The organism is Fredinandcohnia onubensis, assembly GCF_002734215.1.
GTDB lineage: Bacteria > Bacillota > Bacilli > Bacillales > Bacillaceae_L > Ferdinandcohnia > Ferdinandcohnia onubensis.
In genome coordinates this window covers 45,510-67,353 of the sequence record NZ_NSEB01000028.1, presented here as the reverse complement: position 1 = coordinate 67,353, position 21,844 = coordinate 45,510, and the positions used below count along the sequence as shown (strand labels likewise).

29 protein-coding genes and 1 pseudogene are annotated in these 21,844 nt (G+C 39.0%); 7 read left to right on the top strand and 23 right to left on the bottom strand.

Annotated features, from left to right (window positions below; all coding sequences use genetic code 11):
* Positions 1-240: 240 nt before the first annotated feature.
* Complete coding sequence (locus CKK03_RS23195) at positions 241-471, bottom strand: hypothetical protein (protein WP_099364851.1); 231 nt, start codon at positions 469-471, stop codon at positions 241-243.
* A 143-nt stretch (positions 472-614) separates the two neighbouring features.
* Between CKK03_RS23195 and pdaB the strand changes: the two genes are divergently transcribed.
* On the top strand, positions 615-1,379 hold the full coding sequence (gene pdaB / locus CKK03_RS23190; protein WP_099364850.1) for a polysaccharide deacetylase family sporulation protein PdaB: 765 nt from the start codon (positions 615-617) through the stop codon (positions 1,377-1,379).
* Positions 1,380-1,407: 28 nt separating this feature from the next.
* Here the strand turns inward: pdaB and CKK03_RS23185 are convergent, their stop codons facing one another.
* Entirely contained in the window at positions 1,408-2,004 is a 597-nt protein-coding gene (locus CKK03_RS23185; protein ID WP_099364849.1) for a KinB-signaling pathway activation protein, read from the bottom strand.
* Positions 2,005-2,151: 147 nt separating this feature from the next.
* Between CKK03_RS23185 and gerD the strand changes: the two genes are divergently transcribed.
* Positions 2,152-2,748 carry a spore germination lipoprotein GerD gene (gene gerD, locus CKK03_RS23180; protein ID WP_099364848.1) on the top strand — a complete coding sequence of 199 codons (597 nt, stop codon included), beginning with the start codon at positions 2,152-2,154 and terminating at the stop codon, positions 2,746-2,748.
* A 51-nt stretch (positions 2,749-2,799) separates the two neighbouring features.
* Here the strand turns inward: gerD and salA are convergent, their stop codons facing one another.
* The 4 genes from salA to CKK03_RS23160 form a co-directional block, all read right to left on the bottom strand.
* Positions 2,800-3,849, bottom strand: a complete 1,050-nt coding sequence (salA, locus tag CKK03_RS23175; protein ID WP_099364847.1) for an iron-sulfur carrier protein/transcriptional regulator SalA — start codon at positions 3,847-3,849, stop codon at positions 2,800-2,802.
* 108 nt (positions 3,850-3,957) lie between these two features.
* A complete protein-coding gene (gene cwlD / locus CKK03_RS23170) occupies positions 3,958-4,671 on the bottom strand; it encodes an N-acetylmuramoyl-L-alanine amidase CwlD (protein WP_099364846.1) in 714 nt (237 codons plus the stop codon).
* A 67-nt stretch (positions 4,672-4,738) separates the two neighbouring features.
* A complete protein-coding gene (locus CKK03_RS23165; protein WP_099364845.1) occupies positions 4,739-5,182 on the bottom strand; it encodes a YbaK family protein in 444 nt (147 codons plus the stop codon).
* Positions 5,183-5,323: 141 nt separating this feature from the next.
* Entirely contained in the window at positions 5,324-5,554 is a 231-nt protein-coding gene (locus CKK03_RS23160; RefSeq protein ID WP_099364844.1) for a hypothetical protein, read from the bottom strand.
* 238 nt (positions 5,555-5,792) lie between these two features.
* Here CKK03_RS23160 and CKK03_RS23155 point away from each other — a divergent pair, with 238 nt between their 5' ends.
* From CKK03_RS23155 to CKK03_RS23135, 5 genes are all read left to right on the top strand, one after another.
* Entirely contained in the window at positions 5,793-6,509 is a 717-nt protein-coding gene (locus tag CKK03_RS23155; protein WP_099364843.1) for an SDR family NAD(P)-dependent oxidoreductase, read from the top strand.
* A 3-nt stretch (positions 6,510-6,512) separates the two neighbouring features.
* Entirely contained in the window at positions 6,513-7,538 is a 1,026-nt protein-coding gene (locus CKK03_RS23150) for an S-adenosylmethionine:tRNA ribosyltransferase-isomerase (RefSeq protein ID WP_099364842.1), read from the top strand.
* A gap of 14 nt (positions 7,539-7,552) precedes the next feature.
* Positions 7,553-7,918, top strand: coding sequence for a VOC family protein (locus CKK03_RS23145; RefSeq protein WP_099364841.1), 366 nt, complete (start codon positions 7,553-7,555; stop codon positions 7,916-7,918).
* A 65-nt stretch (positions 7,919-7,983) separates the two neighbouring features.
* A complete protein-coding gene (locus tag CKK03_RS23140) occupies positions 7,984-9,102 on the top strand; it encodes a GAF domain-containing sensor histidine kinase (protein ID WP_099364840.1) in 1,119 nt (372 codons plus the stop codon).
* Between the two features lie 12 nt (positions 9,103-9,114).
* Positions 9,115-9,756, top strand: a complete 642-nt coding sequence (locus tag CKK03_RS23135) for a response regulator (RefSeq protein ID WP_099364839.1) — start codon at positions 9,115-9,117, stop codon at positions 9,754-9,756.
* Positions 9,757-9,858: 102 nt separating this feature from the next.
* On the opposite strand, the gene fni is transcribed toward CKK03_RS23135, so the two are convergent.
* The 17 genes and pseudogenes from fni to CKK03_RS23050 all read right to left on the bottom strand — a co-directional run bounded on the left by fni (position 9,859) and on the right by CKK03_RS23050 (position 21,803).
* Positions 9,859-10,887: a type 2 isopentenyl-diphosphate Delta-isomerase gene (gene fni, locus CKK03_RS23130; protein WP_099364838.1), complete on the bottom strand. Its 1,029-nt coding sequence runs from the start codon at positions 10,885-10,887 to the stop codon at positions 9,859-9,861.
* 82 nt (positions 10,888-10,969) lie between these two features.
* On the bottom strand, positions 10,970-11,782 hold the full coding sequence (locus tag CKK03_RS23125; protein ID WP_099364837.1) for a squalene/phytoene synthase family protein: 813 nt from the start codon (positions 11,780-11,782) through the stop codon (positions 10,970-10,972).
* A gap of 895 nt (positions 11,783-12,677) precedes the next feature.
* Positions 12,678-13,070, bottom strand: a complete 393-nt coding sequence (gene rpsI, locus CKK03_RS23120) for a 30S ribosomal protein S9 (RefSeq protein WP_099352767.1) — start codon at positions 13,068-13,070, stop codon at positions 12,678-12,680.
* Between the two features lie 20 nt (positions 13,071-13,090).
* Positions 13,091-13,528 carry a 50S ribosomal protein L13 gene (gene rplM / locus CKK03_RS23115; protein ID WP_099352766.1) on the bottom strand — a complete coding sequence of 146 codons (438 nt, stop codon included), beginning with the start codon at positions 13,526-13,528 and terminating at the stop codon, positions 13,091-13,093.
* Positions 13,529-13,699: 171 nt separating this feature from the next.
* Positions 13,700-14,452: a tRNA pseudouridine(38-40) synthase TruA gene (gene truA, locus CKK03_RS23110; protein WP_099364836.1), complete on the bottom strand. Its 753-nt coding sequence runs from the start codon at positions 14,450-14,452 to the stop codon at positions 13,700-13,702.
* Between the two features lie 11 nt (positions 14,453-14,463).
* A complete protein-coding gene (locus CKK03_RS23105) occupies positions 14,464-15,255 on the bottom strand; it encodes an energy-coupling factor transporter transmembrane component T family protein (RefSeq protein ID WP_304220135.1) in 792 nt (263 codons plus the stop codon).
* Positions 15,252-16,127: an energy-coupling factor ABC transporter ATP-binding protein gene (locus CKK03_RS23100; protein ID WP_099364834.1), complete on the bottom strand. Its 876-nt coding sequence runs from the start codon at positions 16,125-16,127 to the stop codon at positions 15,252-15,254. Before CKK03_RS23100 ends, CKK03_RS23105 begins: the two co-directional genes overlap by 4 nt.
* Positions 16,103-16,942 (bottom strand): energy-coupling factor ABC transporter ATP-binding protein, encoded by an 840-nt coding sequence (locus CKK03_RS23095; RefSeq protein WP_099364833.1) that lies wholly within the window; start codon positions 16,940-16,942, stop codon positions 16,103-16,105. Before CKK03_RS23095 ends, CKK03_RS23100 begins: the two co-directional genes overlap by 25 nt.
* A 389-nt stretch (positions 16,943-17,331) precedes the next feature.
* Positions 17,332-17,694 (bottom strand): 50S ribosomal protein L17, encoded by a 363-nt coding sequence (gene rplQ, locus CKK03_RS23090; protein WP_099364832.1) that lies wholly within the window; start codon positions 17,692-17,694, stop codon positions 17,332-17,334.
* Positions 17,695-17,813: 119 nt separating this feature from the next.
* Positions 17,814-18,758 (bottom strand): DNA-directed RNA polymerase subunit alpha, encoded by a 945-nt coding sequence (locus tag CKK03_RS23085; RefSeq protein ID WP_099352760.1) that lies wholly within the window; start codon positions 18,756-18,758, stop codon positions 17,814-17,816.
* Between the two features lie 313 nt (positions 18,759-19,071).
* Entirely contained in the window at positions 19,072-19,461 is a 390-nt protein-coding gene (gene rpsK / locus CKK03_RS23080) for a 30S ribosomal protein S11 (protein ID WP_010285108.1), read from the bottom strand.
* A gap of 19 nt (positions 19,462-19,480) precedes the next feature.
* Positions 19,481-19,846 (bottom strand): 30S ribosomal protein S13, encoded by a 366-nt coding sequence (gene rpsM, locus CKK03_RS23075; protein WP_010285107.1) that lies wholly within the window; start codon positions 19,844-19,846, stop codon positions 19,481-19,483.
* A gap of 23 nt (positions 19,847-19,869) precedes the next feature.
* Positions 19,870-19,983 (bottom strand): 50S ribosomal protein L36, encoded by a 114-nt coding sequence (rpmJ, locus tag CKK03_RS23070; RefSeq protein ID WP_003156543.1) that lies wholly within the window; start codon positions 19,981-19,983, stop codon positions 19,870-19,872.
* A 32-nt stretch (positions 19,984-20,015) separates the two neighbouring features.
* The gene (infA, locus tag CKK03_RS23065) at positions 20,016-20,234 is read right to left on the bottom strand and encodes a translation initiation factor IF-1 (RefSeq protein ID WP_010285101.1); all 219 of its coding nucleotides are present in this window, start codon (positions 20,232-20,234) and stop codon (positions 20,016-20,018) included.
* Positions 20,212-20,375: pseudogene (locus CKK03_RS24085) on the bottom strand (KOW domain-containing RNA-binding protein); the annotation flags it as partial. The pseudogene CKK03_RS24085 and the gene infA, both read right to left, overlap by 23 nt.
* Positions 20,376-20,405: 30 nt before the next feature.
* Positions 20,406-21,152, bottom strand: coding sequence for a type I methionyl aminopeptidase (map, locus tag CKK03_RS23055; protein ID WP_099364831.1), 747 nt, complete (start codon positions 21,150-21,152; stop codon positions 20,406-20,408).
* The gene (locus tag CKK03_RS23050) at positions 21,153-21,803 is read right to left on the bottom strand and encodes an adenylate kinase (protein WP_099364830.1); all 651 of its coding nucleotides are present in this window, start codon (positions 21,801-21,803) and stop codon (positions 21,153-21,155) included.
* Between the last annotated feature and the right edge of the window lie 41 nt (positions 21,804-21,844).

The following is a 21,844-nucleotide window of genomic DNA, read 5'->3' as shown; positions in this document are numbered from 1 at the left end:
TATTGTGTTCAGTTTTCAAAGAACTTTTTTGGTTTGCCGCTCCGAGGCGACTTTTTTAATATAACATGTTGACCATTTTAAGTCAACAACTTTTTAAAACTTTTTTTGGAAATCTTTATCGTCAGCGACGACGTTTATTAATATATCATCGTCTGAATCTCATGTCAATAATCTTTATAAAAAAAATAATTTATAATAAAAGAGGACCATATTGACATTATATAATCCTCTTTGCCTCTTCTAACCCTTTTTACTGTTTACTTTCTTTGTGCGAATATACCTGCTGCACTCTGTTGGGTCAGCAATTCTTTTAAATAAGCGAAATAAGATTTGATATCTTTCTTCCATTGCTCGTTTTACTATATGGTCTATTCGTGCATCTTCTACATCAAACAATATTTCGTCCATCTCTCTTTTTAGAAGGTATTCTAATTCTTTAACTTCCACCTGATCAACTAATAATCCAATCATAGTTTCACCTCATGTTTGTTGTAATTCTAGTTATTACCATATTTAGTTATTTTATGAATTGATTTTTCGAAGATATTTGCACATAAATATGGATGACAAGCATATTATTTAGACAGAAGATTCTTTGGACAAGGAGGATAAAAATGAATTTTTTCTACATCCTGAGTAGCAAGAGGATTAAGCAAACATTAATTGTACTTTTCGCTTCATTGTTTACCGCCAGTATCTTTTATATAGAAAAAGGCAATATTTCTCCTGTTTTTTCAACTGAAAATGGACCACGCGTGATTTATACAGGAGAAAAAAGCGAAAAGACTGTTGCTCTTACTTTTAATATTAGTTGGGGAGATACAAAGGCCTTGCCGATTATCGATACCTTAAAAAATTCAGGTGTGACTAATGCGACCTTTTTCCTTTCTGCATCGTGGGCTGAGCGGCATCCCCAAATTGTTGAACGGATTGTGAAGGATGGTCATCAAATTGGCATTAAGGGATATGATTATAAAAACTATACAGAATTAGATGATGCCCAAATTAAAAAGGATGTTTATAAGGCACAAGATTCATTTAAGAAAATGGGTGTCAAAACTATTTCCTTCTTTAGAACACCTGATGGGAATTTTGACTCCAGGGTAGTAAAGGTTTTGGATTCTCTTGGATATACTCTCATCCACTGGAGTATTGATTCAAATGATTGGAACAATCCTGGTGTAGCTAAAATTACGAGCAATGTAATAGACAAGGTAAAGAGCGGAGACATTATCTTATTCCACGCCTCAGATTCAGCTAAGCAGACTGCTGAAGCACTTCCTGGAGTATTGAAAGGCATTAAAGGTAAAGGTCTGTCATTTGTAACAGTAAGTGACATGCTAAATAATGCGGATGTAAAAAGTGAAGTTGTCGAATGAATGATAACAAAAAAGCTGATCCCTAGGGTCAGCTTTTTTGTTTCGTAATTTTTGGAAGTATTAATAATTGATAAGCGTTGCAAATTAATAGAGGAAAAATCATTAAATACAACCAACTCTCGTCATTTGCTCTAATTGCTGGCACCCATTCAATTACAGTAACAACAAACATAAAGAATGCAGCTGGTATGAACGCCTTTCGGTTTGTCTGTTTGCTTTTAAAGTAGGCAATGATTAATGAAAAAACGAATATCCCAACAGGAACCCATACATATGAGGAAATACTCTCACCCTCTGTTGCAAATACCTGAAAGCGAAAATAAATTAAGTCAAACAATACAAAAGCTATTAACACAATTTGAGCTGGACTCCATGCACCTTTAAACAGACCTTGTCCAATTCGATGAACTGATAAGTAGGCAAAGAAACCCATTTGGCTAATAATACTAAAAATAAATCCAACACCGATGAGCCAAAATATGACCATAAGTATTTCGACAAAATCCGATGCAATAAATAACTCTTTATATTCACTCCATTTAACAGCAAATCCGGTAATGATTGTGCTTATTGCGCCTATTAGCAAGGTAGACAGGAACAATCTTACCCAATTTCGACTTTTCACGACAAAATCCCCCACTCTATATATTCAATTATGATTGTACCAAAGTGTCGGGGATAAATGCCAGTTTCTCAGCATGCAATCAGTGAATATTTTTTAACAAAAAAAGCATATTAACAAGTAAGGATCCCTTATGAAAGGAGCTTATAAATGAGAAAATGGATGTCGCTCCTCCTCATTTTTAGTTTTCTATTAGCAATAGTTGGGTGTGCCCCAGCGAATGTTGAACAAAATCGAATGGACTATGAAGAGACGAAAAAAATGGTTGTCGATATATTGAAAACCGATGACGGCAAAAAGGCAGTTGAGGAACTCATGCGAGATGAAAAGATTAAGCAGCATCTCGTCATGGACCAAGTCGTTGTAAAAGATGCCATCCGTGAAACCCTTACTTCTGACAACGGGGTTGAATTTTGGAAAAAGACGTTCGAGGACACAAAGTTTGTAGAAGAATACGCAAAAAGTATGCAAACGGAGCACGAAAAGCTCATTAAAGACTTAATGAAGGATCCCGATTATCAAAAAATGGTGATGGATATTTTAAAGAATCCTGAGATGGAACAACAATTTACCGATGTTCTTAAAAGTCAGGAGTTTAGAAAGCATCTCCAAGTCGTAATTAGCGAAACACTTGAGAGCCCATTATATAAAGCGAAAATAGAAGACATTCTCATTAAAGCAGCAGAGGATATGCAAAAAGCAGAAAAAGCGAAAAAAGACGAAGGTGAAGGAACCGGAAATAGCTAGTCCTCCTCTCTATATAAAGAACCCCCTGAAATTCAGGAGGTTCTTTTTAATTTAAATGGCATCAATTACTCGTTTTGCAATTTCGTTGTAGATTTTTCCAGTTGGATGACTTTCGTCATAAACAGATGGCGCAAAGTCGTCGTCATTCCAATCAGGCTGACCTAATGGAATTTTCCCTAGTAAGGATGTTTGAAGATCTTCCGCAAGTTTCTCCCCGCCACCTTTACCAAACACATATTCCTTTTCGCCTGTTACTTTGCTTTCAAAATAAGACATATTTTCAATGACACCAAGTACTTCGTGTTCTGTACGAAGAGCCATCGCACCCGCTCTGGCTGCTACAAATGCTGCTGTAGGGTGTGGTGTTGTCACAATGATTTCTTTACAATGTGGAAGCATAGTATGAACATCTAATGCTACATCACCTGTACCAGGCGGTAAATCTAGAACTAAGTAATCTAGCTCTCCCCATTCGACTTCATTAAAGAAGTTATTTAACATTTTTCCGAGCATGGGACCACGCCAAATAACGGGTGAATTGTCTTCCACAAAGAAGCCCATTGAAATGACTTTTACCCCTTTTCTTTCAACAGGGATAATCTTTTCTCCTCGAACAACAGGGCGCTTTGTAATACCCATCATATCTGGAACACTGAATCCGTAAATATCTGCATCAATAATTCCAACCTTTTTGCCTAGTCTAGCTAAAGACACTGCTAAGTTTACAGAGACGGTAGATTTACCTACTCCACCCTTACCACTTGCTACCGCAATAAAGGTAGTTTGATTTACTGGGGATAATAAAGGAGCAGATTCACCCGCTGTTTCAGTCTTAAATTTCGCGAGTTCCTCTGGTGATAAGTCAGTAAAACGAAGTCCTACAGATTCTGCTCCCGCTTGTTTTAATGCATTAACAATTGTAGATTGAAGCTGTAGCTGCTCACCAGTACCAGTCTTTGATAAAGCAACTTTTACGCTAACATGTTTCTTTTCTTCTTTTATTTTAACCTCTTGGATTGCATTCGTTTCTTCGAATGTTCTATGTAAGAATGGATCTTGCAGTTGATTTAATACTTCTTTTACTTGTTGCTCAGTTAACATAATAAAACACCACCTAAACTGTATTCGGTTTCACTCCACCTATATTATATCATACCTGTCCCAAATTACAGTGTGAGGAGTGTCATAGCTACATAAAAATACCCACACTTATTCAGGTGGGTTTGATTCGTTGGAGAAATAGCGGTTTATACCCGTATAAATGGAGGCTGCGACCTTGTCTTGGTATTTATCTTGAACTAATAGTGCTTTTTCCTCCGGATTTGATAGGAATCCTACCTCTACAAGTGCACCAGGTTTTTTCGCACTTTTTAATAAATAAACACCGTTGATCGCTTTTGCTTGTCGTGTTGTATTTCCGAGATTGTTTCGAAGCTCATCTTGAATAAATTTGGCTACTGCTTCATTTTCCTTGTAGGTACTAAAATAAAAGGTTTGCGCGCCTCTCCATTGAGGAGACGGAATGGCATTTAAATGAATACTTATAAATAAATCCGCATCTGATTCATTAATGGTTTGAACTCGTTTCTTCAAATCTTCTGTCTTCCGTTTACTGTACCCTCTCATTCCTTCAGGGGCTAAATCTGTATCTTCTTCCCGTATCATTTGTACAAAAGCACCCTGTTGCTGCAAGTAGTCACGGAGCTTTTTGGAGATTTCTAGGGCAATGTCTTTTTCTAGCACGTCCCCGTTATCGGCGCCCCCATCTGGGCCACCGTGTCCAGGGTCTATAATTATGACCTTCCCTGATAAGGGTAAACTCCACGGGTCCCAAACATCTTTATCCATAAATCGATATTGTATAATTAAAAATAAAACAACAGCTCCTAAAAGGATACTAGTAATTTTAAGTTTCTTATTCATCATTTCCCTCCTGCATGTCCCTATGTGTAAATATATGGGACAAGGAGAGTATATATGATTAAAAATTCTAATGCAATTTTAGGCGGTATCTTTTTTCTCCTTTCTGGAAACCTTCCGTCCACCAATAGGTCACATAGTGCTCGCAAGCATAATAAAGAGACTCATTGACAAAGCCTTGGTCGCCTATATGCCCCCAGTAGCAAATGAACTCATATAACGCATCAATTAGATTCTTTTCAAATCGGTAACAGCGCATCCGTACTTCTTCTACAGATTCTCCATAATAACCAAACTTGCTATATTTCGCACCGAGTAGGTATGCTTCTATTGCAACATCAATACATCCTTCTTCAATTGCACTGCCAAGTATGGAATCCATTCTAAAAAAACTACTAAATGAGTCCACGACATTCTTCTTTAATTCTTCTAATGAGAGCTCACGCAACATTTTCCGTTCATACTTGATTTGCTTCTCTTTCCGTTTTTCCTTGAAGGTTGTAATTACATTCATCGTATAAGAAACCCCCTTTGACAGATAGTTTCCTACTGCATCCGCGTAAACATGCGCTAAACACAAACTACCTTAACTTCCAAAATAAACTATGCATACACGGTAAAGGCCCTCAATCTTATGATTTGAGAGCCTTCATCTCTATATATCGGATGTCTTTAGACTTTCTTGCCCTTCCACTGGTGAACCTTCTTTTTGCTTTCCAACCAATCTTGCTATTTGCCAGCCAATGACCATATGGACTATACCCATGATGAGAAACAACAAATAATCCCCGATTGGTTCCGGAAGTAAAAGATCGACGATCAACCACATACCTGCCGAAGATACACCAATAAAAGCACCGAGTATTGATTTTTGGATTCGACTCATTTTCCACCCACCCTTTACGTTTGTGTATATTCTTAATCAATCATATGTTTCTGTGTTGCTCGAAATAACTTGAATTTTGACGAAAGGTTGTCCCTTATCGGTATTTATTCCTCCTATCAGGAATTGCATAAGTATGAATCTCATCCCAAAGTCGTAGAAAAGTTCAAGCTTTTTTACGAAGATGGATTTTTCAGGAATCGGTATGCTTAAATCATCGATAACAAAAGGAGAGATAAAAATGAAAAATAAAGTTGTAATGATTACTGGTGCTTCAAAAGGTTTAGGGAGAGCACTGACATTATCCTTTGCCAAGGAAGGTGCAAGGCTTGCAATTTGTGCGAGGTCAGAAGATGGTCTATTTAAAGTCAAGCAAGAAGCAGAGAGTTTAGGGGCAAAAGTACTTGCAATTACTGCAGATGTTTCCCGCTCCAGAGATGTAGATCGATTCGTTTCAATTACCGAGGAGGCTTATGGACAGATTGATGTTTTGATTAATAATGCTTCTATGTTAGGCCCGAGCCCAATGCCCCTACTTCTTGATTATCCTGAAGAAGACTTTGCTGAAGTATTAATGGTGAATGCAGTATCAACCTTTTTAGTTACAAAAAGGGTTTGCCTAGGAATGCTGGAACGTAACCAAGGTTCCATTATCAATGTTACTTCAGAGGCTGGTCACATTGGTTATGGAGGCTGGGGAGCATATGGAGTTTCAAAATTCGCTGTTGAAGGGATTACCCAAACATGGGCCGATGAATTAAGCGAGACCGGAATTCGGATTAATATGGTCGACCCTGGTGAAATGGACACTGATATGCACAGACTTGCTGTTCCAGATTGCGATTATCCTTTAGCAAAACCGGAAGAAGTAGTTGATATATTCTTATATTTAGCATCTGATCGAGCAAAAGGCATAAATGGCAAACGATTTTCAGCTCAATCTGACGAGGAGGTGTAGGACATGGTAGACAATGCCTTAGACTTTTACCTTCCAAATGAATTAAATGCTTCCCTTCCCCCTGAAGAGCGTGGTATCAGAAGAGATCACGTCCGGATGATGATGCTTGATCGGAATTACGGTAAGATCCAACATGACCTTTTCTTTCATTTACCTGAATATCTACAGCCAGGAGATCTTGTTATTTTAAATAACAGTCGCACCATACCAGCAGTTTTCCATGCAAAGCGACTAAGTAACGGAAAAATTGGAACCAAAGTCGAAGTCCGTCTGGCCAGACGTCTTACGGAGAATACATGGGAGGCACTCATTGTTCAGGATTATACAAATATGGGCGACACCTTCATATTTGCTCCTGAGCTTTCGGCAATGGTAATTGGTATAAAGGAGAATACGCCATTAGCTATATTGAAGTTTGCTAAGAAGGGCTCTGACCTATTAAACATGTTCTATCGTCTCGGAGAACCTGTGCGTTATGAATATATCAATCATCCCTGGGATTTGGACTATTATCAAACGGTTTTCGCAAGCCATCCTGGTTCGGTCGAGATGCCCTCAGCTGGTAGAGCCTTTAGCTGGGAACTGTTATTTACACTAATGCGAAAAGGAATTCAGATTGATTTTATACAACTTCATACTGGGCTGAGTTATTTGCTTGATGACAAGTGGCACCAAACCCCGGAAGAGAACGAAGAAGAATACCATATATCTGAACAAACCAAACAAAGAATCCTTGAGACAAAAGCTGCCGGTAAAAGAGTTATAGCCGTAGGAACGACTGTTGTTCGAGCACTTGAGACTTTTGCGATATCAGGTGCACTTTCAGGGGTAACAAATTTATATATCAATGAACACTTTCCTTTGAAAATTGCTGACGGTATCATAACGGGATTGCATGAGCCAAAGGCTAGCCATCTTGATATGCTTTCTGCCTTTATTTCTAAACAGTATCTGCTCCAGGCTTACGAACATGCCATTGATGCCGGTTATTTATGGCATGAATTCGGTGATATGAACCTGATTATATAATTGGAGGTTTAGCTATGAAGATCCATCATGTTGGCGTTCATGTAAGTCATCTTAAAAATTCTATTGAATTTTTAAAAAGAGAATTCGGTTTTGAGAAAGAATCACACTTTATATTCATGGAAGAAGAAATTGTATTTTTAACTTTAGGTGACTTTCGACTTGAATTAGTCTCTAGTAATGAAGAAGACCAGTTAAACACTCATATCTGTTTTGAGGTCAATAATCTGACGGATGTAATGGCCCGATGTAAAGCACTTCGGAAAATGGAGGGTCCTTATGAACTTGAAAATGGGTGGCAAACAGTCTTTTATGAAGGGCCTAATCGAGAAATAGTAGAATTATTGCAGGTTTCGAGTGCTAACGGTAAACTTATTAGATAAAACAGAATCTGAAAATTATAAATACGATATAATGGAAACAGATACTTCGTGGCGGAGGGAGAACAATGTCAGGTAAGGACAGATATCAACAACTCAACATTTTAAAAGAGATAGCTGAGCTTTTAAACGAAGGAACAGACACAGAAGACGTATTGAAGGTTGTCTTGAAAAAACTTCTTCAAGTAACAGGCCTTCAAACAGGTTGGATATTTTTAATAGATGACGATGGCACACATCGTCTTATTGCTGACGAAGCCCTACCGCCTGCTTTAGCCTTTGATCATAAGCGACGGATGTGCCATGGTAAGTGCTGGTGTGTAAACAAATATAATAATCAACAACTCCATAAAGCAACAAATATTATCGAATGTAAACGAATTGAGGATGTTCTTGATGAGGAGGCAGGAGAAACAGGTGGTCTGACTCATCACGCCACTGTCCCGCTCCGTGCTGGCCAAGAACGGTTTGGGATCTTAAATGTGGGGGCTCCAAACAAAACAAATTTCGAGAAAAATGAACTCGCCTTACTAGAGGCTGTAGCCTACCAAATCGGAACTGCATTGAAAAGAATTAAACTAACCCAACGTGAGCAAAAGACAGCACTCGTTGCTGAGCGAAACCGTTTGGCAAGGGACCTTCACGACTCCGTTAATCAACTCCTTTTTTCATTAAGTCTTACCGCTAGGGCTGGGGTTGAATTGACAGAAAGTAACGAAGTCAAACAAACGTTCACCTATCTACAAGATATGGCCCAAGAGGCTCTTGGTGAAATGAGAGCACTAATCTGGCAACTACGGCCAGAGGGACTTGAAAATGGCCTCGTTAGTGCCTTACGAAGCTACGCTGAGATGTTAGGCCTTTCTATCGAAACAAAACTAACAGGCGCAGCCAACCTGCCCGGAAAAGTAGAGGAATCGTTGTGGCGCATTGGGCAAGAGGCTCTAGCCAATTGTAAAAAGCATTCACAGACAACTAAAGTAGATTTAGAATTACAAGCCTCTGAAGCTGGTGTAAAAATGAACATTAGGGATAAGGGATGTGGCTTCCACTATGAAGTAAATTCTGAAATCCTCTCGTTGGGGTTGCGAAATATGAAAATAAGGACTGAAAGCTTAAACGGGACTTTTGCTTTACAAAGTAAGCCGGGAATTGGAACAGAAATAGAAGTCCAGATCCCGTTTTAGGGGGATATGTAAGTGAGTATACGGATATTAATAGTAGACGACCATCATGTAGTCAGGCGTGGCCTAGTCTTTTTCCTTCGTACACAAAAAGACATGATGATTGTCGGAGAAGCGGCAAATGGAAAAGAAGCCATACAACAAGCACAATCATTAAAACCGGATTTAATTCTCATGGACTTGGTTATGCCTGAGATGGACGGTATCCAGGCAACAAGAGTAATCAAAAAAGAACAACCTGACATCAAAATCATGATGTTGACCAGTTTTTCTGATCAAGACCACGTCATACCTGCCCTAGAAGCAGGAGCGTCCGGATACCAATTAAAAGACATTGAGCCTGATGACCTTGTATCCTCAATTAAAAGAATCATGGGCGGTGAAAATCAGCTTCACCCAAAAGCAACCTCACACCTCCTGGCCAATTTATCATCTTACAAGAACCAGGCGAAACAAGTATTTGAGGAATTAACAAAAAGAGAAGTAGACGTGTTAAAGGAAATTGCCAAAGGAAAAAGCAATAAGGAAATCGCAAGTTCCTTATTCATCACTGAAAAAACAGTCAAAACCCATGTTTCAAACCTGTTGGCAAAACTCGAATTAGCTGACCGGACACAAGCAGCGCTATATGCGGTCAAAAATCAGTTAGTTGACTAAGCGAAGGAATATAATTACTCAAAAAAAGACTCCCAACCAATTGTTGAGAGTCTTCCACTATAAACAAAACATTAATCTATGACAATATTGTAGGGCATCAGATCATTTCCCCTTTAAGCGAGGTGTTTCCTTTAACTCCTGAATCGTTGCCGCACCGATTCCGAACATTGACATTCGAAGTTCCATTTCTCGAACTTTCATTACTTCAACAACATCTTCCACGCTCTGGGTCGCTTCTTTCAGGATAGATCGTCCGAATCCGACAAGATCAGCTCCCATTGCGATGACTTTGGCACCGTCAAGTCCCGTCTGCATTCCACCACTGGCTATCAATGGACGTTCTCCAATTTCACCACGAACCAATCTGATTGATTCCACCGTCGGAATCCCCCACTCGCTAAATGCTTCAGCAGCAGCCCGACGAATTGGGTCATTGGACCGGAACTTTTCAACCTGGCTCCACGAAGTCCCACCGGCTCCTGCAACATCAATAAATGCAACTCCTGCATCAACTAACTTTTTAGCTGTTTTATCATCAATTCCCCATCCGACTTCTTTAACCCCGACAGGTACCCCCAGTGTTTTGCATAGTTGTTCAATCTTCTTTAATAACCCTTTAAAATTCGTATCTCCATTATCTTGAATCACTTCCTGGATACTGTTCAAATGAAGAACGAGCATATCCGAATCGGTCATCTCGATAATTCGCCTGCATTCCTCGACTCCATATCCGAAATTTAACTGAACCGCTCCTAAGTTAGCTATAATTGGGACGCTTGGTGCATATTCCCTCACCTGAAAAGAGGAAGCATGTCCGTCACTGTCGAGTAGCGCCCGAGTTGATCCGAGTGCTAGAGCCCAACCCCTTTCCTCAGCAGCTATAGCCAAGTTTCGGTTAATCGCCTCCGCTAGGCCTGTCCCACCCGTCATCGAACTGATGAGAAACGGAGTTTGGCATTCAAAGCCAAGGAATGTGGTTTTAATAGAGATATCATCAAAATCAATTTCAGGGAGTGCATTATGAATGAACACAAGCTGCTCTAAACCTGTTGAAATTGATTCTCCTGTAACTTTTTCGTTCAGAGTAATTTGAATATGTTGAGATTTTCTTTGCTCAATTGAGTTGGCCATCACTAACACCTGCCCTTATTCTAAATTCACACACTCATGTTACGTCACAGCAGACAAGGTCTCTAGACTTAATAACATTATGCTATTTGGTCTGTACTTCTTCCACTGTTTGCTCTACTTCAGCACGCGTCATTTTCTCCCGACCATCTTTCAATGCTTGTAACGTTTTATGTGCCAAGGCAAGAGGTAAACGACAAAATAATATAATGCTTTTTCTTTTAAGAGATTTCATATACAAATCGGCTTTTGCCAAGTTTTCCTCAGCGTATTCGAATAAATCGGCACGATTCCAACCGTCAGGAACAAAGCTTACACCACGTTCGTCCAAATCTTCCTTCTGATTCCGCAAAATGTTTACAGCCTGAAGTCCACGACCATAACCAATTGCTAATTCCCGATCTGTCTTTTCTCCGCCGTAATGCTCCCAAAGGTCTGATAGCATCACTCCAACAAGTCCTGCAACGTAATATGTATAGTCATCCAAATCTTCACGTGTACGAATACTCCAATTTGCTTTTGACCATTTTGCCATTCCCGATGCCATCTCACAAGCAGCATTTGTAACGATCGTCAAAGCATCCTTCGGACATGCCTCTAGCCATTCTTCTAAACGAATTGTCACTTCAGGCATTTTATCTTTTATTGGTCCAAGTATTCTTAGATATTCTTCATTATCAAATGGTTGTTTGAATAAATCACTTAACTTTGCTAAAACTGTATATTTCACATCATTGTCTATCTCTTCATGGTCTTCAATTTCATCAATCGCACGAAATACTAAATAAGCAGATGCAACCGAATACTTTAATTCCTTCTGCAAGAATGTAATCGGTATATAAAATGTACGACTCGTCTCTTTTAGCATACGCATCGCATCTTTAGGAAACCCACTCATATTTCATACCTCCTATTTACAAGCCTTTAACATTCATTATACATAACATTCATGAAAGTTGGTCAATGTAAGAACTACCAAAATTAAAAAGTGGAGACTTTTTTACTAGTGACCTCATCCCGATAAATGTATTTAGATTTTTTGAGTGTTCTCTTTAATAATAATCCTCGCTAATCTAATAAGTCTAATGGTATTATTCCCATAACTGTCGACTTTTTAAATCCAATCTTATTGGTACACCGTATCGTCGAGTTATATTATAGCTACTCTTATAGGATGTTTAGTAGGATCCAAAGCTGATTTTCGAATAGGTATTTGATTCGGACACTGCTTGATGAAATCTTGGGGGACCGTGTCCAAATACCACCTTGATTCTGACTCATTCTCGACTATATCCAATACCCTCATCAGAATGCAGACTTGATTCCGACACTGCTTAATGAAATTCTGGCGGGCGTGTCTTAATACCTTCTTGATTCTGACTCATCCTCAAAAATATCCAAGGGCTCTGTCTGAATACGCACTTGATTCGGCCACTGCTTGATGGAATACTGGCGGGCGTGTCTAAATACCCTCTTGATTCTGACTCATCCTCAACTATATCCAATACTCTCTGTCAGAATACGCGCTTGATTGGGACACAGCTTAATGGAATACTGGGATTCGTGTCTAAATACAGCCTTCATTCTGACTCATCCTCGAAAATATCCAAAGGCTCTGTCATAATACGTACTTGATTCGTACACCGCTTGATGAAAAACTGGGGGCTCGTGTCCGAATAGAACCTGTTCAAATCGAACTCCTTCGAGTAACGATGTATGAATTCCACTTCATTAAACCAAAACACAAAAAAGACCCTTTCCACAAAAGTGAAAAGAGCCTTGAAACGCCAAAATTAACGTTTTGAGAACTGAGGTGCACGACGAGCGCCTTTAAGACCGTATTTTTTACGTTCTTTCATACGCGGATCACGTGTTAATAGTCCTGCAGATTTTAATGCTGGACGGAATTCAGGATCAGCTTGTAGCAATGCACGAGCGATACCGTGACGGATAGCTCCAGCTTGACCAGTGTATCCTCCGCCATTAACGTTAACAAGAACGTCATAATTACCTAAAGTTTCAGTAGCGTTTAGAGGTTGTTTTACAACTTCTCTTAAAGCTTCGAATGGAATATAGTCTGCAATGTCACGACCGTTGATTACAATGCGTCCGTCGCCAGGAACTAAACGTACACGCGCAACAGAGCTTTTACGACGACCAGTGCCATAATATTGTACCTGTGCCAAATTAATACCCTCCTTATTAATTAACCGCGAAGTTCGTAAACTTCAGGTTGTTGTGCTTGATGTGGATGTTCGCTTCCAGCATAAACGTGCAACTTCTTACCCATTTGACGACCAAGTGAACCTTTTGGAAGCATTCCTTTGATTGCAAGTTCAAGCATTTTTGTTGGATAGTTTGTACGCATTTCTAATGCCGTTCTTGATTTTAATCCGCCTGGGAATTGACTGTGACGGTAGTAAATCTTGTCATTTAATTTATTACCAGTTAATTCGATTTTTTCAGCATTGATAATGATTACATTATCACCAGTGTCAACATGTGGTGTGTAAGTTGGTTTGTGTTTTCCACGAAGTAATGTTGCAACTTCAGTTGATAAACGACCTAAAGTTTTGCCTGCAGCATCTACAACATACCATTTGCGCTCTATATTGCTAGCATTAGCCATAAATGTTGTACGCATGAATTTCCCTCCTAATTTCACTAACGTTTCATTTTGTATTTAATCACGATTAAAGTTCCGGGGCTTTAACGTGGTGTTTAAATATCATACTAAAATATAATATAACTTTCAGGATGTAATGTCAAGGAAATGTTACACCAGGATTAGTTGTTATAGCAATATGGGGGTTTCCTATTCCTTCCACTTTTCGTAGTACACCTGCCAAAGGTATAATCCCTGACCTGGCGCGGTTTTTCCTGCAAGCGATCTGTCCTTTCCGGAAAGGATCGAATCCATCATAGTTGGGTCTTTTTGACCTCTTCCGACTTCTAATAAAGTGCCTACTAATATTCTTACCATGTTATATAAGAACCCATTTCCTATAAACGAAAAAATAAGTTCATCATCATGTTTTTCAATATTAATCTCGTATATGGTTCTTATTTTATCTTGTACTTCCGTTTTTGAAGCACAGAAACTCGTAAAATCATGTGTACCTAATAATCGTAACGAAGCTTCTCTCATCGCAAGAAGATCTATTGGGAAAGTATAATAATGAGTATAATGACGTTTAAAAACGCAAGGTTCTTCACTCATTAACAATCGATAGCGATATTCCTTCGCCTTCACATCAAAACGTGCGTGAAAGTCTGGATCCACTTCCTCAACAGAACGAACGCGAATGTCTTCAGGGAGCATCGAATTTAGAGCTCGTTTCCACCCTTCGACTGGAATAGATAATGGTGAATCAAAATGAACAACCTGTCCACGTGCATGTACAGTTGCATCTGTTCGACCAGAAGCTACTGTCTTCACCTGTTCTCCTTTATGCATTTTCTGTAAAGCAAGTTCGAAGTCAGATTGTACTGTTCGTTTATTTGGTTGTACCTGGTACCCTGAAAAATGGGTTCCATCATAGGAAATGGTGCATTTGTAACGACTCATTTTTTCCCTCATTATCCTCGTAGTAAAAATAATACCATTGCCATTGCAAAAAGTAATACTAACATAAGTGTATCAAGACCACGCCATTGTAGCACACGTAATTTAGTACGTCCTTCTCCACCTCGATAACCTCTTGCTTCCATCGCAATAGCAAGTTCTTCTGCCCGTTTAAATGAACTTATAAACAATGGAATTAATAAAGGAACAACAGCCTTCATGCGATCTTTTATCGGTCCACTCGTAAATTCGACTCCTCTTGCAGCCTGTGCCTTCATTATTTTCTCTGTTTCTTGCATTAACGTCGGTATAAACCGAAGTGAAATCGACATCATTAACGCAAGCTCATGTGTTGGGAGACCGATTTTTTTAAATGGAGCTAATAAGCTTTCCATGCCATCGGTGATTTCAATCGGAGTACTTGTTAATGTTAATATTGTAGTCATAATAATTAAAAATAATAGCCGTAATGAAATAAAAATCCCTTGTGTTACGCCACCTTCATAAATTTGAAGCCATCCAAGGTCAACTAACAAGTCTCCTTCTTTGGTTAAAAAGACATGAAGGATAAATGTAAAGAGAATAACCCATAAAATTGGTTTCAATCCTGACAAAATGTAGCGTAATTGGACTTTTGTTAATAACACAATTCCTAAAGTATAAATCCCTAATAATGCATAGGTAAGAACTGAATTGGCTAAAAAAACAATAAACACATAGAAGAAAATTAATAATAGCTTTGCTCTAGGATCCATTTGGTGAATTAGCGAATGACCAGGTATATATCGACCTATAATAATGTTCATTTCAATACCCCCTTATCGTTAAGGGCATTTCCTACATATTGAACAATTTCATCCACCGACAGACTAGCTGATCTTGGAATCTCAATTCCTAACTTTTCTTCGAGCAGTCCTTTTAATCTAACTGCCTCAGGGACATCCAAACCTAAATGAAGAACTTGTTCAGGTTTTGAGAATATCTCTACAGGACTTCCTTGAAATTTTATCGTTCCTTTTTCCATGACAAGTATTTGATCAGCGTAACGGGAAGCATCCTCCATACTATGCGTTACAAGGATTGTTGTCAGACCGTTTTCTTTATGGAGTTTATAAAACATCTCCATAATTTCAAACCGTCCCCTAGGGTCTAGCCCTGCAGTAGGCTCATCCAAGACTAAAACCTGTGGGTTCATCGCCAAAATCCCTGCAATCGCAACCCGCCGCATTTGACCTCCACTTAAATCAAAAGGTGACTTCGTTAAGTATTCATCAGATAGTCCGACCATTTTTATGGTTTGTCTAGCTCTTTCTTTAGCTTCTTCTAATGGAACCCCAAAATTTAGTGGTCCAAAACAAATATCTTTCTCGACTGTTTCCTCAAAAAGTTGATGTTCGGGAAATTGGAATACAACTCCAACGTTCTTTCGTAACGACTTAAGGTTTTTTTCTTTTTGTTTGGAACTAATTGTACGTTCTCCAATGGTGATAGAACCTGAGGTTGGCTGTAAGAGACCATTTAAATGCTGGAGGATAGTTGATTTTCCAGAACCCGTATGCCCGATTATAGCGGTATATGAACCAGATTTGATTTGCGCATTAACATCATATAAGGCTAGTCTTTCAAATGGTGAACGAATCTGATAGCGATGTTCTAAATTCTCGATTGTAATGTCCATAACTCATCCACCAAGCCTTCTTCTGTTATATGATTCTTAGAGAGAGGAACACCGATTGCTCGTAGTTTTTTAGATACTTTTACAGAAAAGGGTAAATCCAAACCAATTTCTACAAGCTTTTCATCTAACGCAAAAATCTCCTCGGGTTTTCCTTCTGCGAACAATTGTCCCTGATTCATTACAATAATTCGATCGGCTCTTGCTGCTTCCTCTAAGTCATGGGTAATTGACATAACCGTAATCTGACTCTCATTTTTAATTTCTCTTATCGTTTCTAGAACCTCAGTGCGACCGATTGGATCTAACATTGAAGTAGCCTCATCCAAGATGATTAAATCCGGTTGGACAGCAAGAACACCAGCAATTGCAACTCTTTGTTTTTGTCCACCTGAAAGCTGATGCGGTTCATGCTCTAGAAAATCTCTCATATTTACCATATCAATAACTCTTTCAATTCGAGAGGCCATCGTTTCTCGTGGGATCCCGTTGTTTTCCATTCCAAAGGCAATATCATCTTTTACAGTTGTTCCAACGAACTGATTATCCGGATTTTGAAACACCATCCCAATCTTCCTTCGAATATCCCAAATTGAATCTTCATTTAGCTGTACTCCCTCAATTGTTACTACTCCAGTCTGAGGCAACAATAGCCCATTGAGAATACGTGCTAGGGTTGATTTTCCAGAACCGTTGTGACCTACAATCGCAAGCCACTCTCCTTTTTGAACAGAGAATGATAGATTTTCTAGCGCGGGACTCGCATTTTCTGCATATTGATAGCTTATCTGATCAACGACTAAAAGGTTCTCGCTCATTCTCATCCCCCTCTACCTTCTTATCAAAATACACCAAAGCGTATTTTACCCAAAAATTATTGAACTTGCTCAAATCTGTAACATCCGCTGGACGCCTTAAACTTATTCACAAACAAAAGACTGAATAAAAATTATTTCCATAGAAATAATACTATTTCTTAATCCAACTTACTACCTAAAAAATTATTCGTTTCTACCTTATCTGTCAAGGGAATAAGAACGCGTTATTCCTATCCTCAAGGTGAAATGCTATGCATTGTGTTCGTTTAAAAAGGATTGCAATATATTATTTATGGATAATTCTATCTTTTTTGAAAAATAATGAATGTAAAATAAAAAGGGCTTAGACCAGTTTGTAAAACTGTCCCGCCCTTATAAGTAAATAAAAATTAAACTAATTCAATGATAACCATTGGAGCACCGTCACCACGACGAGGTCCGATTTTCATGATACGAGTGTATCCACCTTGACGCTCTTCATAACGAGTTGCAATGTCACTGAATAATTTTTGTAGCGCATCTTGACCAGTCTCTTCGTTTGCTACTTCGTTACGGATGTAAGATGCAGCTTGACGACGAGCGTGAAGATCACCACGCTTACCTAATGTAATCATTTTTTCTACAACTGATTTTAATTCCTTCGCGCGAGATTCAGTAGTTTCAATACGCTCGTTGATGATTAAGTCAGTAGTAAGGTCACGTAATAACGCCTTACGTTGCGCGCTTGTACGTCCTAATTTTTGGTATGACATGAGGTATTCCCTCCTTTGTTGAATTATTATGAAAGACAAAGCATTAGATAACTAGGCTCTTGTAACAATAGACTTTCGTGATGAGAAAGATGCCTCTAATTCGCATAATTCAAACCGAGTCAGTCATCTTTACGTAAGCCTAAACCAAGCTCTTCTAGTTTAGCCTTAACTTCTTCTAAAGATTTACGACCAAGGTTACGTACCTTCATCATATCTTCTTCAGTTTTATGAGCAAGCTCTTGAACCGTATTGATTCCTGCTCTCTTTAAGCAGTTATATGAACGAACAGAGAGATCCAATTCTTCAATTGTCATCTCGAGGACTTTCTCTTTTTGATCCTCTTCTTTTTCAACCATAATTTCTGCATTTTGAGCTTCATCTGTTAATCCTACAAAAATATTTAAATGTTCTGTAAGGATTTTCGCACCTAGTGCAATCGCTTCTTTCGGACCAGTACTGCCGTCTGTCCAAACATCAAAAGTCAGTTTGTCAAAGTTCGCGACCTGTCCAACACGTGTATTTTCCACTTGGTAATTAACACGTGCAACTGGTGTATAGATGGAGTCAATCGGAATAACACCGATTGGTCGATCATCACGCTTGTTTGCATCAGCTGGAGAATATCCTCGTCCGCGCTTTGCAGTTAATCTCACACGAAAATGTGCATCCTTAGCAAGAGTTGCAATGTGTAGATCTGGGTTTAAGATTTCAACATCACTGTCATGCGTGATATCAGAAGCTTTAACTGGACCTTCACCTTGAACATCAATCTCAAGAGTCTTCTCATCATCTGAGTAGATTTTAAGAGCTAATTTCTTCACATTTAAGATAATAGATGTTACATCTTCGACGACGCCTTCGATTGTTGAGAACTCATGCAGTACCCCATCTATTTGGATAGACGTAACAGCGGCACCAGGGAGAGAAGATAATAGGATACGACGTAAGGAGTTACCCAAAGTTGTTCCATATCCACGCTCAAGTGGCTCGACGACGAATTTACCATAATTGGCATCTTCGCTGATTTCAACCGTTTCGATTTTTGGTTTTTCAATTTCGATCATTTATAAACCCTCCTTCAAAACGTCGAAACCTCGGCTAGACCATGATCAAAGACGTCTAACCGAAATTCCCAAAAGTTAAGTTCCCTAACTGTGCACAACAACTCGATTATTCTGTAAAGAACTTATAAAGAAAACACGGCGATTTGTAAGTAATACTCACTCACGCCTTTGTTACACTTATAAGATAAGAAAGTATTTGAAGCTTCCTTACACAGTAAAAAAGTTTATCAAAACCCATTAATCCATTATAGCCATGGATAAAAAATCTTATACAGAAAAAGATCAAATACGTCTTGTCGTATTTGTAATTATGTTATACACGACGACGTTTTGGTGGGCGACATCCGTTATGTGGTACTGGAGTAACATCTTTAATAGCTGTAACTTCAAGACCAGCAGCTTGAAGAGCACGAATTGCAGCTTCACGTCCTGCACCAGGGCCTTTTACAGTTACTTCAAGAGTTCTCATACCATGTTCCATTGATGCTTTTGCAGCTGTTTCAGCAGCCATTTGTGCAGCGAATGGAGTAGACTTACGTGAACCTCTGAAACCAAGAGCACCAGCACTTGACCAAGAAATTGCATTTCCGTGTGCATCTGTAATTGTTACGATCGTATTGTTGAATGTTGAACGGATGTGTGCAACACCAGATTCAATATTCTTTTTTACACGACGTTTACGAGTATTCGTTTTACGTGCCATTTATCCATTACCTCCCTTACTATTTCTTCTTGTTTGCTACAGTACGACGAGGTCCTTTACGTGTACGAGCGTTATTTTTTGTATTTTGACCTCTTACAGGTAATCCACGACGATGACGTAGACCACGGTAAGAACCGATTTCGATTAAACGTTTGATGTTAAGTGATACTTCACGACGAAGGTCACCTTCTACTTTGTAACGGTCAACGATGTCACGGATCTTGTTTAATTCGTCTTCTGTAAGATCACGAACTCGTGTATCTTCAGAAACACCAGCTTCTGCTAGGATCTTTTGTGCAGTTGGACGTCCGATTCCAAAAATATATGTTAAAGATATAACCACACGTTTTTCACGCGGAATATCAACACCAGCAATACGTGCCATTTAGACGTACACCTCCTTATTATTTAGCCTTGTTTTTGTTTATGTTTTGGGTTTTCACAAATTACCATTACTTTACCTTTTCTACGAATAACTTTACACTTTTCGCAGATAGGTTTTACTGATGGTCTCACTTTCATTTTTCAAACCTCCTTGATAGTTCGGAGCGCATTTATTTAAAACGGTACGTAATCCTACCGCGAGTCAAGTCATAAGGTGATAATTCAACCGTTACCTTGTCTCCGGGTAAAATACGAATAAAGTGCATGCGAATTTTACCAGAAACATGGGCCAAAACAGTATGACCATTCTCTAATTCAACTTTAAACATTGCATTAGGTAATGTTTCAGCAACAGTACCTTCAACTTCAATTACATCGTCTTTCGCCATTGGAATGTTCTCCCTTCTTCAAATCAGTAACTTGCTCATTGACAAACTTCGATACACACTAACATTGCTTTACGTTTGCCATCGACCAGTTTCCTTAATACTGCTCTGAACTTCCGGAGATACGTAATCAAAAATTAGATGAATGTTATTCTAATGAATAGGGTTTGTGCCTTACAATTTTGTTAAGATCTCATACCCTGTTTCTGTAATAGCAATCGTATGTTCAAAATGCGCACACGTTTTGCCATCGACTGTTACAACAGTCCAGTTATCTGCTAACGTCTTCACGTATCGACTACCTGCATTTACCATCGGTTCAACGGCAAGTACCATTCCTGGTTTTAAACGTGGTCCTTTATTAGGAGGACCGTAATGTGGAATTTGCGGCTCCTCATGTAATTCTTTGCCCACACCGTGACCAACATATTCTCGTACGATCGAGAAATTGTTCGCTTCGACATAAACTTGGATTGCATGAGAAATATTTGAAAGACGCACACCAGGTTTTGCTTCCTCTAATCCTCGATAAAGGGATTCTTCGGTTACAGTGAGAAGTTTTTGATTTTCGTTATGAATCGTACCTACTGGATATGTCCAAGCTGAGTCACCATGATAGCCGTTGTATTGCGCTCCGATGTCGATACTAATGATATCTCCATCTTGTAAAACGCGATTACCTGGCATGCCATGTACCAACTCTTCATTAACAGAGGTACAGATACTACCGCGAAAACCATTATACCCTTTAAAAGAAGGAATTGCATCAAATCCACGAATAAACTTTTCAGCAATTGTATCCAGTTCTTCCGTAGAAATCCCTGGAGTAATATATTGTTGTAATTCTTGGTGTGTCAATGCAACGATCTTTCCAGCCTCGCGCATAATTTCGATCTCTCTTGGTGACTTGCAAATAATCATTTACTTTAATCCCCCAAGAAGCTCCTCTACATCACCAAAAACTTTGTTTATTTCTTGTTGTCCATTGATATTGCGAAGATATCCCTTTTCCTGATAAAAGTCAAGAAGTGGCTTAGATTGCTCGATATTTACTTGTAGACGAGTTCCAACTGTTTCCGCATTATCATCTGCACGTTGATAAAGTTCACCGCCACACTTATCGCATTTACCCTCCTGAGTAGGTGGGTTAAATACTAAGTGGTACGTAGAACCACATTCCTTACAAATTCGTCGACCTGTTAATCTCTCAAGTAAGATTTCAGAATTGACATCAATGTTAATCACATAGTCAATTTTTTTATCGAGATCAGTAAGAATTGTCTCAAGTGCTTCTGCTTGTGGAACGGTACGTGGAAATCCATCAAGTAAGAAACCATTATTGCAATCTTCTTTGCTTAATCGCTCACGGACAATTCCGATCGTAACTTCATCAGGAACAAGCTCACCTTTATCCATAAAAGACTTTGCCTGAAGCCCTAGTTCTGTTCCATCTTTTATTGCAGCACGGAACATATCTCCCGTAGAGATATGAGGGATATTGTACTTTTCTACTATTTTTTCAGCTTGAGTACCTTTACCAGCACCCGGAAGCCCCATTAATACTAAGTTCAAGTGATTTGCCCCCTCAGCCTCTTTATCTTAGAGGTGCTGGG

Coding starts and splice junctions, on each gene's coding strand:
- CKK03_RS23100 (WP_099364834.1), bottom strand. CDS start 16,127: ATGGACATTACAATCGAGAATTTAGAACATCGCTATCAGATTCGTTCA.
- salA (WP_099364847.1), bottom strand. CDS start 3,849: ATGTTAACTGAGCAACAAGTAAAAGAAGTATTAAATCAACTGCAAGAT.
- pdaB (WP_099364850.1), top strand. CDS start 615: ATGAATTTTTTCTACATCCTGAGTAGCAAGAGGATTAAGCAAACATTA.
- CKK03_RS23085 (WP_099352760.1), bottom strand. CDS start 18,758: ATGATCGAAATTGAAAAACCAAAAATCGAAACGGTTGAAATCAGCGAA.
- CKK03_RS23105 (WP_304220135.1), bottom strand. CDS start 15,255: ATGAACATTATTATAGGTCGATATATACCTGGTCATTCGCTAATTCAC.
- fni (WP_099364838.1), bottom strand. CDS start 10,887: ATGGCCAACTCAATTGAGCAAAGAAAATCTCAACATATTCAAATTACT.
- rplM (WP_099352766.1), bottom strand. CDS start 13,528: ATGCGTACAACATTTATGGCTAATGCTAGCAATATAGAGCGCAAATGG.
- CKK03_RS23160 (WP_099364844.1), bottom strand. CDS start 5,554: ATGAGTCGAATCCAAAAATCAATACTCGGTGCTTTTATTGGTGTATCT.
- CKK03_RS23145 (WP_099364841.1), top strand. CDS start 7,553: ATGAAGATCCATCATGTTGGCGTTCATGTAAGTCATCTTAAAAATTCT.
- CKK03_RS23195 (WP_099364851.1), bottom strand. CDS start 471: ATGATTGGATTATTAGTTGATCAGGTGGAAGTTAAAGAATTAGAATAC.
- CKK03_RS23125 (WP_099364837.1), bottom strand. CDS start 11,782: ATGAGTGGGTTTCCTAAAGATGCGATGCGTATGCTAAAAGAGACGAGT.
- infA (WP_010285101.1), bottom strand. CDS start 20,234: ATGGCGAAAGACGATGTAATTGAAGTTGAAGGTACTGTTGCTGAAACA.
- CKK03_RS23095 (WP_099364833.1), bottom strand. CDS start 16,942: ATGAGCGAGAACCTTTTAGTCGTTGATCAGATAAGCTATCAATATGCA.
- CKK03_RS23165 (WP_099364845.1), bottom strand. CDS start 5,182: ATGAATGTAATTACAACCTTCAAGGAAAAACGGAAAGAGAAGCAAATC.
- truA (WP_099364836.1), bottom strand. CDS start 14,452: ATGAGTCGTTACAAATGCACCATTTCCTATGATGGAACCCATTTTTCA.
- CKK03_RS23155 (WP_099364843.1), top strand. CDS start 5,793: ATGAAAAATAAAGTTGTAATGATTACTGGTGCTTCAAAAGGTTTAGGG.
- rpsM (WP_010285107.1), bottom strand. CDS start 19,846: ATGGCACGTATTGCTGGTGTTGATATTCCGCGTGAAAAACGTGTGGTT.
- rpmJ (WP_003156543.1), bottom strand. CDS start 19,983: ATGAAAGTGAGACCATCAGTAAAACCTATCTGCGAAAAGTGTAAAGTT.
- rpsK (WP_010285108.1), bottom strand. CDS start 19,461: ATGGCACGTAAAACGAATACTCGTAAACGTCGTGTAAAAAAGAATATT.
- gerD (WP_099364848.1), top strand. CDS start 2,152: ATGAGAAAATGGATGTCGCTCCTCCTCATTTTTAGTTTTCTATTAGCA.
- rplQ (WP_099364832.1), bottom strand. CDS start 17,694: ATGTCATACCAAAAATTAGGACGTACAAGCGCGCAACGTAAGGCGTTA.
- map (WP_099364831.1), bottom strand. CDS start 21,152: ATGATTATTTGCAAGTCACCAAGAGAGATCGAAATTATGCGCGAGGCT.
- CKK03_RS23140 (WP_099364840.1), top strand. CDS start 7,984: ATGTCAGGTAAGGACAGATATCAACAACTCAACATTTTAAAAGAGATA.
- cwlD (WP_099364846.1), bottom strand. CDS start 4,671: ATGAATAAGAAACTTAAAATTACTAGTATCCTTTTAGGAGCTGTTGTT.
- CKK03_RS23150 (WP_099364842.1), top strand. CDS start 6,513: ATGGTAGACAATGCCTTAGACTTTTACCTTCCAAATGAATTAAATGCT.